Annotated in this window: 12 protein-coding genes; 10 read left to right on the top strand and 2 right to left on the bottom strand. The window is 43.8% G+C overall.

Annotated elements, in window-relative coordinates; translation table 11 throughout:
- Positions 1-12 precede the first annotated feature (12 nt).
- Genes QE417_RS17120 through QE417_RS17130 form a run of 3 tightly spaced genes read left to right on the top strand, consistent with a single transcriptional unit; the run spans position 13 to position 3,019 of the window.
- Complete coding sequence (locus QE417_RS17120) at positions 13-765, top strand: 3-keto-disaccharide hydrolase (RefSeq protein ID WP_311951688.1); 753 nt, start codon at positions 13-15, stop codon at positions 763-765.
- 38 nt (positions 766-803) lie between these two features.
- Positions 804-1,826, top strand: a complete 1,023-nt coding sequence (locus QE417_RS17125; RefSeq protein WP_311951689.1) for an FAD:protein FMN transferase — start codon at positions 804-806, stop codon at positions 1,824-1,826.
- Complete coding sequence (locus QE417_RS17130; protein WP_311951690.1) at positions 1,823-3,019, top strand: Gfo/Idh/MocA family protein; 1,197 nt, start codon at positions 1,823-1,825, stop codon at positions 3,017-3,019. The genes QE417_RS17125 and QE417_RS17130 overlap by 4 nt, the downstream gene beginning before the upstream one ends.
- A gap of 46 nt (positions 3,020-3,065) precedes the next feature.
- Here QE417_RS17130 and QE417_RS17135 read toward each other — a convergent pair whose 3' ends face one another.
- Positions 3,066-4,142, bottom strand: a complete 1,077-nt coding sequence (locus QE417_RS17135) for a lactonase family protein (protein WP_311951691.1) — start codon at positions 4,140-4,142, stop codon at positions 3,066-3,068.
- A 148-nt stretch (positions 4,143-4,290) separates the two neighbouring features.
- Positions 4,291-5,766, bottom strand: a complete 1,476-nt coding sequence (locus QE417_RS17140) for a pseudouridine synthase (RefSeq protein ID WP_311951692.1) — start codon at positions 5,764-5,766, stop codon at positions 4,291-4,293.
- A 231-nt stretch (positions 5,767-5,997) separates the two neighbouring features.
- Here QE417_RS17140 and QE417_RS17145 point away from each other — a divergent pair, with 231 nt between their 5' ends.
- The 7 genes from QE417_RS17145 (at position 5,998) to QE417_RS17175 (ending at position 13,794) form a co-directional block, all read left to right on the top strand.
- Positions 5,998-6,762, top strand: a complete 765-nt coding sequence (locus QE417_RS17145; RefSeq protein ID WP_311951693.1) for a lytic transglycosylase domain-containing protein — start codon at positions 5,998-6,000, stop codon at positions 6,760-6,762.
- Positions 6,763-6,913: 151 nt separating this feature from the next.
- Complete coding sequence (gene uvrA, locus QE417_RS17150) at positions 6,914-9,760, top strand: excinuclease ABC subunit UvrA (RefSeq protein ID WP_311951694.1); 2,847 nt, start codon at positions 6,914-6,916, stop codon at positions 9,758-9,760.
- A 110-nt stretch (positions 9,761-9,870) separates the two neighbouring features.
- On the top strand, positions 9,871-10,662 hold the full coding sequence (locus tag QE417_RS17155) for a DUF6624 domain-containing protein (protein ID WP_311951695.1): 792 nt from the start codon (positions 9,871-9,873) through the stop codon (positions 10,660-10,662).
- Positions 10,598-10,798: a hypothetical protein gene (locus QE417_RS17160; protein ID WP_311951696.1), complete on the top strand. Its 201-nt coding sequence runs from the start codon at positions 10,598-10,600 to the stop codon at positions 10,796-10,798. Before QE417_RS17155 ends, QE417_RS17160 begins: the two co-directional genes overlap by 65 nt.
- Positions 10,799-11,221: 423 nt before the next feature.
- Entirely contained in the window at positions 11,222-11,806 is a 585-nt protein-coding gene (locus QE417_RS17165) for a hypothetical protein (RefSeq protein WP_311951697.1), read from the top strand.
- Positions 11,807-11,809: 3 nt separating this feature from the next.
- Positions 11,810-12,271: a hypothetical protein gene (locus tag QE417_RS17170; RefSeq protein ID WP_311951698.1), complete on the top strand. Its 462-nt coding sequence runs from the start codon at positions 11,810-11,812 to the stop codon at positions 12,269-12,271.
- Positions 12,272-12,291: 20 nt separating this feature from the next.
- Positions 12,292-13,794 (top strand): NAD(P)H-hydrate dehydratase, encoded by a 1,503-nt coding sequence (locus QE417_RS17175; RefSeq protein ID WP_311951699.1) that lies wholly within the window; start codon positions 12,292-12,294, stop codon positions 13,792-13,794.
- Positions 13,795-13,913 lie beyond the last annotated feature (119 nt).

The raw sequence follows: 13,913 nt of genomic DNA on the forward strand, positions 1-13,913 counted from the left end.
ATTACACATATCATGAACTTAAAGAAACTTTATAGCGTAACCACTTTTGCAATATGCTTATTGGCTGTATGCACTACGGCCAGTGCCCAACTTAATACCCTTACATCTAAAGAGAAAAAAGAAGGCTGGAAACTGTTGTTTGATGGTAAAACCAGCAACGGCTGGCGCAGCGCTAAAGGCAACACTTTCCCTACTGCAGCCAACGGCTGGATCATTAAAGATGGAACCTTAACCATACAAGGATCAAACGGTGCCGAATCGCAAAACGTGGGCGATATTGTAACCACGGGTGAGTACGGCGCTTTTGAACTGAGCTTTGATTTTAAGCTTACTCCGGGAGCTAACAGTGGTGTTAAATACTTTGTAACACTTGGCGAAAAAACAGGTGGATCGGCTATTGGTTTAGAGTACCAGGTTTTAGATGATGAAAAGCACCCCGATGCCAAAATGGGACGTGATGGTAACCGTACCTTGGCTTCACTTTATGATTTAAAAACATCCAACAAAGCAAGCGCTGTTAAACCCATAGGGGAGTGGAACACCGGTAAGGTAATTGTATATCCTAATAACCATGTTGAGCATTGGTTAAACGGTGTAAAAGTGCTGGAGTATGAGCGTAAATCGCCCGAGTTTCGTGAGTTGGTTAAAATGAGTAAATACAAAGTATGGAAAGATTTTGGTGAAGCCGATAAAGGCCACATTCTGTTGCAAGACCATGGCAACGAGGTAAGTTTTCGCAATATAAAAATCAAAGAGCTTAAATAGTTTTGCGTGTTGGGTAATACGTTTTTAGGAATAAAGTGGTGAGTACAACAAACATAATAAGCTTTGCCTGGCTAAGTTTAGCCGTGTTTGCTGTTATGGCAAGTTATGGTTTCCATACACTCAAAAGGTTCGAAATAAACAGTTATGCCCAGGGCACCACTTATAGCATAATATATTACGCGGCGGATAGTGTGGTTACCAAAAAACAAACCGATAGTTTGTTGAGCCGGTTGGATAAATCCGTATCATTATACTTGCCAACTTCGCTTATTTGCAGGTTTAACCGCTCGGCCAAAGGCATTGAGGTTGATGAACCGTTCAGGATACTTGTGCAAAAAGCTATAGCCATTAACAAAGCTACTAATGGAGCGGTTGATGTAACCGTAAAACCTTTGGTAGATGCCTGGGGCTTTGGCGCTAATAAGCCCGAGCTGGCCCCTGATGATAAAACCATACAGCGCATCTTAAAAAATGTGGGTACCGGTAAAATTTGGCTAAAGGGTAGTTTTCTACATAAAAAATACCCCGGTGTGCAAATAGACCTAAACGGTATTGCACAAGGTTATTCGGCCGATTTACTGGCGGGGTTATTAGAAAAGCATCATGTTTGGTGCTACATAGCCGAAATTGGCGGAGAGCTGCGTATAAAAGGCCGCAAACCCGATGGCGAAAAATTTACCGTTGGCATTGAGGCTATTGATGGTAATGATATGGCCCCCGGGCCAATACGAAAGGTAATTAGCTTTACTGATGGTGCAGTTACTACATCGGGCAATTACCGTAAGCATCTGCAATCGGGCGGTAAGCAAATTTCGCATATCATCAACCCCAAAACCGGGTACCCGGCACAAACCGGGATGATTAGCGTAACGGTTTATGCCAAAGATGCCATTACAGCCGATGGTTATGATAATGGCTTTATGGCCATGGGATTGAAGAAGACGCTTACTTTTTTGGCCAATCAAAATAACATGCAAGCGTACATTGTTTACAAAAAAAGCGATGGCACCGTTGCTGATACGGCTACCAACGGATTTAAAGCATACGAACTGAAAAGATGAAACGGAGAATATTTGTTAAAAATACAGGTATAATAGCAGGGGGACTAATGCTGGGCAATACGGCCGGAGCGTTTGCCAAAAGTGCCGATCGCATCATCAATATAGGTATTATTGGCTGCGGAGACAGGGGTAAAGGTATTATGCGGGTTATAGACCAGTTTCCGCAAAAGTTTAAGGTGGTGGCCATATGCGATGTGCTGGATATGCGCCTGGCCGAAGCACAAAAGCTTGCCAAAGGAAACAATTACAGCCAGTATAAAAATCATAAGCAACTACTGGCCGATGAACAGGTGCATGCCGTAGTAATTGCTACCCCGCTTAACATGCACTACCCCATCGCTCTTGATGCGCTGAAAGCCGATAAGCATCTCTATCTCGAAAAAACCATGACCTTTAATGTGCAGCAGGCCCTTGATCTGGTTAAACTGGCAAAGGCCCACCCCAATCAGGTGGTACAGGTTGGGCATCAGTACCGCTACTCGCCATTATACTACAAGGTTAAGGAGATGATTGCCAAAGGTTACTTGGGCAAAATAAGCCAGGTTGATTGCCGGTGGGACCGCAACGCCAACTGGCGCCGTTCTGTACCCGATCCGTCGCTCGAGCGGCAGATCAATTGGCGCATGTATAAAGAGTACTCGGGCGGGTTGGTAGCCGAGTTATTGTCGCACCAGATAGATTTTATAAACTGGGCGTTTGATACCCATCCGTCGGAGTTTATGGCAACAGGCGGAATTGACGTTTTTAAGGATGGCCGCGAAACCTTTGATAATGTGCAGGTAGTATTGCGTTATGGCGAACAAAATATGGTAGGCAATTTTGGCGCTACCTGCGGTAATAGCCGCGATGGTTATTTGTTTAAAATTAAAGGCACCAAAGGCACAGTATCATTATTAACAGACCAGGGCGTGTTTTACCCCGAAAAAGCTGCGGCTGAGAAAACCCTGGTTGACGGTGTTACCGGCGCTACCAAAATTACCTGGAATAAAGATGGCGGTACCTCCATTTTACCCGAACCAACCAAAGATGGCACCTGGTATGCCCTTAGTGATTTTTATGAGAAGATCGGCAGTGGCCAGCTGCCCGACTCTAACGTATACACAGGTGCCAAAACGGCTATTTGTGTGCATTTGGCTAACCAGGCTTTGTATAACAACGAAATTGTGCGCTGGAAGAATGAGTACAATGTATAACTACATAAAATTTGGATGCCTGCCATATGAATAATAACCCACTCCTTTAATTAATTGGTGTGAACTTTAAGCAGCTTGGGCTGTCAATTTCTATTGCGATAGGAGTTGGCAATAACGCTCCTGTTTCTGCATCTATAGTAAAAACCACCACCTTGTTTTCTTTTTGATTAGCTACTAATAAATAGTTACCCGCAGGGTCAATTACAAAATTACGGGGTTCTTTGCCGCCGCTGCTTTGCCGTTGCACCAAGGTAAGTTTACCGTCCAGAGGGTTAATCTTAAACACAATGATCTCATTAGCATCACCGCGGTTACTGGCGTAAACAAACCGTCCATTGGGCGATATATGGATATCTCCGCCGCTTATCTCGCCATCAAATCCTTCGGCAAGCATGCTAATGGTTTGTATATGTTGCGGCTGCCCGTTGTTATAATCGTAAGCAAAAACATTGCCGCCCATCTCGCTTACCAGGTACAGGTATTTATGGTTAGGGGTAAAGGCTACATGTCTTGGGCCATCGCCCGGCGGCAGTGCAGTAGCAGAGGGGGTAAGTGGCGTTAAAATATTACTGTGGTTGGGGTTGTAACGGTAAACATGCAGGGTGTCGTCGCCTAAGTCGGTATATAGTAAATGATTTTCATCGGGCGATAGCATGGCAATATGCACGTGCGATTTTTCCTGCCGGCCGCTATCAGGTCCTGAGCCTTTTAATTGGATGATTTGCTTAGCCTTACCCAGTGAGCCATCGGTATTGATGGGGAAAGCATATACGCTGCCACCCTCATAATTGGCGGCAAATACATGCTTCTGCGCTTTATCAACCGATATATAGCATGGCCCCGGCCCTGAAGGCTGTGTGTTAAGCAGATGAATGGTGCCATCGACAGGATCGAACGAAAATGCACTGATGCCCCCGGTGCTATTTACCCCAACCTCGTTTACCGAGTAAATAAAACGGTTATTGGCCGCTACACATAAGTAGGTAGGATTATCAATACCCACCGCTGTACGGTTTAAATAACTGAGCTCACCGTTTTCTGTATTAAAACGATACACATAAATACCTTCGGTACCGTTGGTTGTATATGATCCAATTATCAAATTAAGAACCGGGTTAGCCATATAGCATTAGTTGTTAAGGCTTAACGCCATGCTCCAAAAAGGGTTTTGCAAATTTGCCATTCAACAAAAAAGCCATCCTGGTTTATCAGAATGGCTATATATTATTAAAAAATCTTGATTCCTGACTCTTGTCTCTTGCTTCTTTTTACTAAACTTTCACCAAATGCTTTAACTGAATAACTTCTTTTTCTTCCAAAAATCTCCATCGACCGCGTGGTAAGTCTTTTTTGGTAAGGTTGGCGTAAATAGTACGGTCGAGTTTTACAACCTCGTAACCCAAATGCTCAAATATACGGCGCACAATGCGGTTTTTACCGCTGTGTATTTGTATGCCTATCTCGCGTTTGCTGCCACCTTGTACGTAACTAACCATGTCGGGCTTAATTAAGCCGTCTTCCAGTTCTAAGCCATACTCAATTTTGTTCAGGTCGCCTTGGCTTAAAGCCTTATTTAGCTCAACCTGGTAAATTTTTGTAATGCTGTTACGCGGATGCGAAAGCTTGTCGGCCAGTTCGCCATCATTGGTCATGAGTATTAAACCGGTAGTATTACGGTCTAAACGGCCAACGGGGTAAATACGTTCTTTGCTGGCTTTGTCAACCAGGTGCATTACCGTACGTCGCTCCTGAGGATCTTCGGTAGTGGTAATATAGTCCTTTGGTTTGTTCAACAGCACGTATACCATTTTCTCGCGCTTCAGGGTCTCGCCGTTGTAGCGTATCACATCTTTTGATGGGTCAACCTTGTGGCCCAACTCAGATATAACCTCGCCGTTAACCGATACCACGCCTGCTGCGATCAGCTCATCGGCCTTACGGCGCGAGCAAATGCCAGCATTCGATATATAACGGTTTAAGCGTATTAAATGGCTGTCGTCGCTTTCGGCTGCTTTTTTATTACGGCCTCGTAAGGTCGTTTTGGGGCGATCTTCGTTAAAATCATCATTAGCCGGTTTGCGGTAATTTGATGGTCTTTCGCCCGATTGCTCTTTGCGCTCGCGGAAAGGTTTACTACGATCTTCGCCTGCCGGTTTACGGAAGTCTGATGATCTTTCGCCTCCTTGCTCACGGCGTTCGCGGAAGGGTTTGTTGTTGTTTTCGTCGCGTGCGGGTTTATCGGCCCAGGTACGGCTACTGCCTACTGCGCGGCTAAATTTCTTCTCGCCGCCTTCGCGTTGATCGCCTTCGCGGGGTTTAAATCCGCTGCTTCTGTCGCTGCCTTTAAAATCACCACCAAATGATTTTTTGAATGGTTTATTGGTGCTGCTGCCACGGCTCTCACCTGCCCGTTTAAACGGACGGTCGGAGCTTGTGCCTTCACCAGGGTTGCTGCGGTCGCCAAACGGTTTTTTACCGGCTGTTGAGCCAAAGTTCCTTTTGGGTTTTTCATCGGCGTTAAAACCGCCCGATGAAGATTTGCGCCCTGCTGTAAACGGTTTTTTATCGCCATCGGCAGCAAACCTTTTTTTAGGTGCGCTATCGTCTGACTTTTTGAAACCTGAATTAGCATTACGGGTACGCGGTGAAGAGCTGTTGCGTGGTTCGTGGCCACTGCCGCCGGTGCGCCTGCCGGCTGAATTGTTGGACTTGTCGTCGCGACTGTTCCCTGGTTTTTTGAATACCATATTTTGTTGTTAAAGCTTTAAAAGCGGGCAGCAAAGGTACGAAAATTTGAGCAATTGCGAAAAAAATTTCCACATACAAAATCGCGCTTTAAATACCCGTCAAGGCATTGTTTTAAGATTTTTTCCACAGTGCTCAAAACACTAAGTTGGCATAAGTAGTTGATATTGTGATATGTTTTGTACCTTTGCCCCACACATCTACCTGTGTATTGTTGAACTAAATAAAATTGAATGATTAAAAATCACCTCATTACGTGCTCCGTAATATGTGTGCTGTTTATCATTTCAAGACTCTTCGTTTTCAGTGTTGATCACAAAGAGGAATTGAAAAGCAGTCCTGTTCGATTTAACGTTTTTGAAATCAAAAAGGTTGAAGAGAATCCAAAATTAAACTTTGCCGACGAGAATGTGCCGGTAAAGAATTTGAAAGTAAAACGTAAGATCAGCTACTCCATCTGGAAGCATAGCCGATACACCTCACAAGCCAAAGAGCTACAAGCTCAGGCCGCTAAATGGTTCCCGATGATCGTTCCCATTTTGCAGTTTTACGGCATTCCCGAAGATTTTAAATATGTTCCATTATTGGAATCGGGTTTTAAAAAGCAGGCACGTTCACCGCGTGGCGCAGCTGGTATATGGCAGTTTATGCCCGGTACCGCCCGCCAGTATGGCTTAAAAGTTGGCCACGGTAAAGATGAACGCCTGAACAACCGCAAGGCTACCATTGCTGCATGCAAGTATATTAAAGACTTGTATAATGAAATGGGAAGCTGGACATTGGCTGCGGCTGCTTACAACGCTGGTTCGCCACGTATGCAAAAAGCAATTAACCGCAAAAACGGGGGTAATTATTTCTTTATGAAATTAAACCGCGAAACCGGTATGTATGTATACAACCTGGTAGCCATGAAAGAAGTTATGGACAAAGAGGTAGAGGAAAACTATGGCCCGATGATGGCCAATGTACTCCCCGCCGACACATTGTCATTTAACTAAAATATTTAGTATTTACGGAGCAAATGAGGCCTGTATGCATTGTGCATACAGGCCTTTTTAGTATATTTGCCGCTCGTTTTGAGATAATTATACGCGGCCAAAAAACTTAGCGGCCGTTTACAAGTTAAATACTTGTTTGTTAACAACATTTATGGCTGAAAAAACAATTGACCTGGGCGAACAAAGTGAAGTTGAAGTGTACGGAGCCCGGGTACATAACCTCAAAAATATTGATGTTTCTTTTCCGCGCAATAAGCTGGTTGTAATTACCGGTTTAAGCGGCAGCGGAAAATCTTCATTAGCTTTCGATACCATTTATGCTGAGGGGCAACGCCGGTATATGGAAACATTTTCGGCCTACTCGCGCCAGTTTATGGGCGGCATGGAACGGCCCGATGTTGATAAGGTTTCGGGCCTTAGTCCGGTTATTGCCATTGAGCAAAAAACCACCAGCAAAAACCCGCGCTCAACCGTAGGTACCATTACCGAGATATACGATTTTATGCGTTTGCTTTTTGCCCGTGCCGGCGAAGCCTACTCCTATGTAAGCGGGCAAAAAATGGAGCGCATGAGCGAAGATCAGATCATGCGTACCATTGCCGAAAAATTTGACGGCCAGCCCGTAAATATTTTGGCTCCCGTAGTAAAGGGGCGTAAAGGGCATTACCGCGAACTTTTTGAGCAAATACGCAAGCAAGGTTATCTCAAAGTATATGTTGATGGAGCCATTGTTGATGTGGAGCCCAAAATGCAGTTAGACCGCTACAAAATTCACGATATAGATATTGTGGTTGACCGGTTGGTAATTAGCGAGAAGGATAGCAAACGTTTATACACTTCAGTACAATCGGCCTTAAAAACAGCAAAGGGCATCATTCGCATTGCCGATAAGGACAATAACGTATCGTACTTTAGTAAGTACCTAATGGACCCGGTTTCGGGAATATCCTATGATGAGCCTCAGCCTAACACCTTCTCGTTTAACTCGCCTTACGGTGCTTGCGAAAAGTGCGGTGGCCTGGGGTATATCTTCGTGGTCGATGAATCGTCGGTTATTCCTAACCCTAAGCTAAGCATTATTAACGGAGGCCTGGCCCCGCTTGGCGAGTACCGCGAAACCTGGGTTTTCCAGGTACTAAAGGCACTGGCTAAAAAGTATGAGTTCTCGTTATCGGTACCTCTCGAAAAAATTCCGCGCGAAACGCTGGATATTATCCTCAATGGTTCGCCCGAAATAATTACTGTTGCCGTTGAATACAATAAATGGAACGTGCAAAGTTATCAGGTTACGTTTGATGGTATTATGCGTATGCTCGAAGAGCAGCAGGAACGTAAGAGCGAAGATGCTCCTGACGATCTTGAATCTTTCCGTACGCTAAAGGTTTGCCCGGTTTGTGAAGGTGCAAGGCTTAAAAAGGAATCGCTGCATTTTAAGGTGGATGAGAAGAATATCTTTGAGTTGGCCACCATGGATATACGTACCCTGCAAGAGTGGTTTGAGGGTATTGAAGACCGCCTTAATGAGCGCCAGAACGTAATTGCCCGCGAAATACTGAAAGAGATACGTGCACGCATTGGCTTTTTGCTGGATGTGGGATTGAGCTATTTAACGCTCGACCGTACCGCACGTACCCTATCGGGTGGCGAGGCGCAGCGTATACGTTTGGCCACGCAAATTGGCTCGCAGCTAATGAATGTAATGTACATTTTAGATGAGCCCAGCATTGGCCTGCACCAGCGCGATAACGACCGCCTGATAACCGCCCTCAAAAACCTGCGCGATTTAGGAAATACGGTATTGGTAGTTGAGCACGATAAAGACATGATACTGGAGGCCGACTATGTGATTGACATGGGCCCGGCAGCCGGTGTACATGGAGGTACCGTGGTAGCCGAAGGCACGCCTGCCGAGCTGATGGCTATGCATACGCTAACCACATCATACATTAACGGCGAGCGCGAAATTGCCATACCTAAAGAACGCCGCAAGGGTAACGGTAAATCGGTTACGTTGAAGAAAGCCACCGGCCATAACCTTAAAAAGGTAACGGTAGAGTTTCCATTAGGTAAACTAATTGGTATAACCGGTGTATCGGGCAGTGGTAAATCCAGTTTAATTACCGAAACGCTTTATCCTATCCTTAACCATCATTTTTTCAGGGCTAAAAAAACACCTCTACCTTATGATAAAATTGAGGGACTGGAAAATATTGATAAGGTTATCGAGATAGATCAAACGCCAATTGGCCGTACTCCACGCTCAAATCCGGCTACTTATACGGGTGTGTTCTCAGATATTCGTGCATTGTACGTACAACTGCCCGAATCGAAGATACGCGGTTATAAACCCGGCCGTTTTTCGTTCAACGTAAAAGGTGGCCGTTGCGAAACCTGCCAGGGTGCAGGTTTAAAAGTTATTGAAATGAACTTTTTGCCCGATGTACAGGTACCCTGCGAAGAATGCGGCGGCAAACGCTATAACCGCGAAACCTTGGAAGTACGCTACCGCGGTAAATCCATTAGCGATGTACTGGATATGAGTATTGAAGATGCTACGGCATTTTTTGAGCACATCCCGGCCATCTACCGCAAGGTAAAAACATTGAACGATGTGGGCTTGGGCTATATCACTTTAGGCCAATCATCCTTAACCCTTTCGGGGGGCGAGGCACAACGTGTAAAGCTATCAACCGAGTTATCTAAAAAAGATACCGGCAACACTTTCTATATTCTTGATGAACCTACTACCGGTTTGCACTTTGAAGATATTAACGTACTCTTAGGCGTACTGCAACAACTGGTTGACAAAGGCAACACCGTGCTGGTTATTGAGCACAACCTCGACGTAATTAAGGTGGTAGACCATGTGATCGACCTTGGTCCTGAAGGCGGCTCGGGCGGTGGCCAAATTCTATTTAAAGGTACGCCCGAAGGTTTGTGTAAAGTAAAGGAGAGCTTTACCGGGTTGTTTTTGGCTAAGGAGATGGGGATAAAGTAAGAGAGAGGATAGATTACAGAATCAAGAATACAGATTTAAGATAATACTATGGAGGCACAATAATTTGTGCCTCTTTTTGTTTAATTTGCTTTATCACAGTTTTTCTGAATATGAAATATACATGCATCTGTTTTCTATTGTTGTTAGCTTGCTCTGCCAAAGCGCAACCATCAACTTACAAAGCATTAATTACCAAAGCCGATTCTTTATATCAGGCTAAAGATTACGAGGCCTCAGCCCGGGCATATTCTGCTGCTTTTAAAAGTAATAAATGGAGAGGAGAAGTTACAGACCGTTATAATGCTGCCTGCTCATGGGCTTTGGCAAACGTGCCCGACAGCGCCTTGGCTAATTTAGAATATGTGGCTTATAAAGATGGTTACCGAAATTACCAGCATATTACTAAAGATACCGATTTGGCCTCTTTATATATTAACAAGCGTTGGCCTAAATTGCTTAAGCAGGTAAAGCTGAATGAGCAGGAAGCAGAAAAGAAACTGAATCAACCTTTAATAAAAGAGCTTACCGGTATTTATGACGACGACCAATCGTACCGTTTAAAATTAGATTCGGTTGGTAAAAAGTATGGGCGCAATTCTAAAGAAGTGAAAGACCTTTGGTCTACTATCCGTGAAAAGGATTCGGTAAATCTCTCTAAAGTTACAGTCATTTTAGACAAGCATGGCTGGCTTGGTGCCGATGTTGTTGGCGATAAGGGCAACCTTACCCTATTCTTAGTGATACAACATGCCGATATAAAAACACAGGAAAAATATCTGCCCATGATGCGGAAAGCTGCTACAGAAGGCAAAGCAAATTCTGCAAATCTTGCCTTACTTGAAGACAGGGTTGCCATACGCCAGGGCAAAAAGCAAATTTACGGCAGTCAAGATCTCCATTGATAAAAATGGCAAAGCAACCATTGATCCTATTGAGGATGAGCCCAATGTAAACAAGCGCCGGGCAGCAGTTGGCTTGCAGCCGTTAGAAGACTATGTTAAGCAATGGGGTATTGAGTATCATTTGCCGGTCAATTAGAATTATTCAACAAGTTTACCATTATGGTAATGAATGCTTTTATTTATTGTTTTAAAGTTTGGTTCACAACATTAGTGGTGGCAACGTTTATACTTGGCATTATTTCGGGTACAGAGCCTTTTTCATTTATGCTCTTCGGAGTATTTATAGGCGGAGGTTTAGCTGTGCCGGGGTTGTTTTTACTATGGCTGTCGGCTATAGGGTTAGCATATTACAGGCTATCACAAAAACTTTTTAAATATTGGCTTTCTTTAATAGCGGCTATATTATGTATACTACAAATGATTGCTGGTGCCTGGAGCAGTGGTAATACTGCTAACATGTACTTGTGTTTACCATTTATAGCTGTAAGTGCGTTTTGTATATGGTATTACAAAGCAAAATTCATCAAAGCCACAGCCTGAAAATTATACTTTTCTTATCATGAAAAACTTCGTCTTTTTCTTCATTATGGTGGTTTTGAGCTTACTTAAAGGCTATGCACAACCATCAACTGCACAATGGGCAGTTAAAGGTGTGAAAGGCATGAACCTCATATTAAAAAACGACAGGCAGTTAAAAACTAATTTGTTCAATTTAAAGTATATGGGTGTTTTGCAAACCCGTAATAAGGCTCCTTATTACATATTATCGGGTAGGGGATGTAATGAGTGTGGAGCCAACCTCTCTATTTATATATGGTCGCAGAGCGATGGGCCAATGCTGCCCGAAGGCAAGCAACTCAGGTACGCCTATCCGGGTAAAGAAAATGATTATGAAACAGGTAAGGCCGTTTTTGAAAGCCGTATGTTTTACAGTGATTGCAGCGGGTATAGCAATAGTGTTGTTTGGTTGCAACGCAGCCTTAACAAAAAAAATAAATGGGTAGAAGATATGTTTTTAGTGAGCGTTAAGAACGATAAACTTGTAGAAACCCGCGTGGCAAAGGTGAATAAGAGTGCAAAGGCCATGATTTTATCTGCAACCTGTAAGGAGTTGCCCGGTATAGATGTATCTACAGAACTGTAAGCTATGCAAACATTAAAGGTTAAAGATTATTATTCTACCTATTTGATAATTGCTATTCCCTGTACTTTTCCTATTGCTCTCGCAATTGTTTCCAGCGTTTTAAACTGGGATGTGTTATTGGCTTTTTTTATCACCTTCATTATTTATGCTGTCCTCTTCACTTTCTATGTGAGGTTCCTTAACCGCGAACAAGACAAATACTTGATTACTGCAGATGAGGAAAAGTTGACACTTCGGCGTTATGGAACTTTTCAGTGGAATGCTATTGTTAGTATAGAGGCTTATACCAAAAATTTTGGGTGGGGCCGGAGGCGGAGTGATTCCAGGTATGTGAATATTAAATTGGCCGATGGAAGAAAGCTTTCAATAAATGTGGATAATTGCGATTACAGTAATGATGAAATTGCAGAACGTCTCCATAAAATTGGCGGCTTTACCAATTTGGCTTCGGTAAAACAAAACTGAATTGTCGATATTTATCTGTTATGCTACCTCTACTCACCGCCCCGCAAATTCGCGAAGCTGATGCTTACACCATAGCCCATGAGCCTATCAGTTCAATTGATTTAATGGAACGTGCTTCAAAAGCCTTTGTGAGCTGGTTTGTTAATCATTATCAGGATAAGCAGGAGACCATATCAGTTTATTGCGGCACTGGCAATAACGGCGGCGACGGTTTAGCTATAGCACGGTTACTTTTTGAACATGATTACATCAATATTGAAGTTAAAGTAGCCCGCTACTCCGATAAGTCCACTACCGATTTTGATGCTAATTTTGCAAGATTAAAAGAGCTATCCATATCAATTCATGAACTCGATGATGGCGATACACAACCCGCCGAAGATGCCGATATTATAATTGATGCCTTGCTGGGCAGCGGCCTTAATAAACCGTTGGAGGGTAATTTTAAGAGCTTGGTAGAGTATTTGAACAGCTTGCAAAAAAACGTGGTAGCCGTTGATTTACCCACCGGTTTTTACACCGATGGCGAACTTGAAGAAACTGCAACGATTTTGAAAGCCGATTTGGTGATCACCTTCCAACAGCCTAAGATTAACTTTTTACTACCCGAATCGGCACCTTATATAGATTGTTGGGAGGCTGTAAACATTGGCTTGGATGAGGGTTTTATTAGATCGTTGCAGTCGCCTTACCAAATGGTGGAGGAAAAGGATGTTAGAGCGATACTTAAACCCCGCGCAAAGTTTAGCCATAAAGGAACTTATGGGCATGCTTTAATTATTGCAGGGCAGGCTAAAACTATGGGTGCGGCGTTGTTATGCTCCTCGGCCTGCGTTTATGCCGGAGCGGGATTAACCACAGCTTGCGTTCCTGAAAGTGGATTGACGGCCTTAAACAGTTACCAGGCCGAGGTAATGGCCATTGTAAGGAATGATTATGCGCTGCCCGACCTGGAACTATCTAAATTCACCACCATTGCTATAGGCCCCGGTTTGGGCACAAGCGATGATGCCCTGGCCTTGCTTCAACGTGTATTGAATGATTATGGCAAACCTATTGTAATTGATGCCGATGGGTTGAACCTGCTGGCTGCAAACCCCAAACTATTGGAACAATTACCTGCCGGTAGTATTATTACACCCCACCTTAAAGAGTTCGATCGTTTGTTTGGTGAGCATAAAAACTGGTGGAAAAGGCTACAAACGGCACAGTTGAAAGCTGGAGAGTTGGGGATTTATATCGTATTGAAGAATAGCTATACCATAACAGCAACTCCGCAGGGGACGCTGTATTTTAATTATACAAGTAATGCGGCTATGGCAACAGGGGGGATGGGTGATGTATTAACGGGAATTATTACGGCTATGCTGGCTCAAAATTACACACCCGAACAAGCATCCATTGCTGGTGTGTATTTACACGGTAAAGCTGGTGATGAGTTAGCCCTTCCTAACAGGCTTAATGTGGTGTTGCCCGGGCAGGTTGCGGCATACCTGCCGGCTACAATGGCAAAAATGTTATAAAAAATAAAAGGGCCACATGTATTTGAATGCAACCCCTTCACTATTAACTGACCTTATAAAGAACAACAAATACTTTTTAAAAGTTACTTATAAGACGCTACGAAATGTAAATAGTTACA

It is taken from the genome of Mucilaginibacter terrae (genome assembly GCF_031951985.1).
GTDB classification, from domain to species: domain Bacteria; phylum Bacteroidota; class Bacteroidia; order Sphingobacteriales; family Sphingobacteriaceae; genus Mucilaginibacter; species Mucilaginibacter terrae_A.

Excerpts from the sequence above, each read along its gene's own strand:
- QE417_RS17120 (WP_311951688.1), top strand. The coding sequence starts at position 13 with ATGAACTTAAAGAAACTTTATAGCGTAACCACTTTTGCAATATGCTTA.
- QE417_RS17130 (WP_311951690.1), top strand. The coding sequence starts at position 1,823 with ATGAAACGGAGAATATTTGTTAAAAATACAGGTATAATAGCAGGGGGA.
- QE417_RS17135 (WP_311951691.1), bottom strand. The coding sequence starts at position 4,142 with ATGGCTAACCCGGTTCTTAATTTGATAATTGGATCATATACAACCAAC.
- QE417_RS17140 (WP_311951692.1), bottom strand. The coding sequence starts at position 5,766 with ATGGTATTCAAAAAACCAGGGAACAGTCGCGACGACAAGTCCAACAAT.
- QE417_RS17145 (WP_311951693.1), top strand. The coding sequence starts at position 5,998 with ATGATTAAAAATCACCTCATTACGTGCTCCGTAATATGTGTGCTGTTT.
- uvrA (WP_311951694.1), top strand. The coding sequence starts at position 6,914 with ATGGCTGAAAAAACAATTGACCTGGGCGAACAAAGTGAAGTTGAAGTG.
- QE417_RS17155 (WP_311951695.1), top strand. The coding sequence starts at position 9,871 with ATGAAATATACATGCATCTGTTTTCTATTGTTGTTAGCTTGCTCTGCC.
- QE417_RS17165 (WP_311951697.1), top strand. The coding sequence starts at position 11,222 with ATGAAAAACTTCGTCTTTTTCTTCATTATGGTGGTTTTGAGCTTACTT.
- QE417_RS17170 (WP_311951698.1), top strand. The coding sequence starts at position 11,810 with ATGCAAACATTAAAGGTTAAAGATTATTATTCTACCTATTTGATAATT.
- QE417_RS17175 (WP_311951699.1), top strand. The coding sequence starts at position 12,292 with ATGCTACCTCTACTCACCGCCCCGCAAATTCGCGAAGCTGATGCTTAC.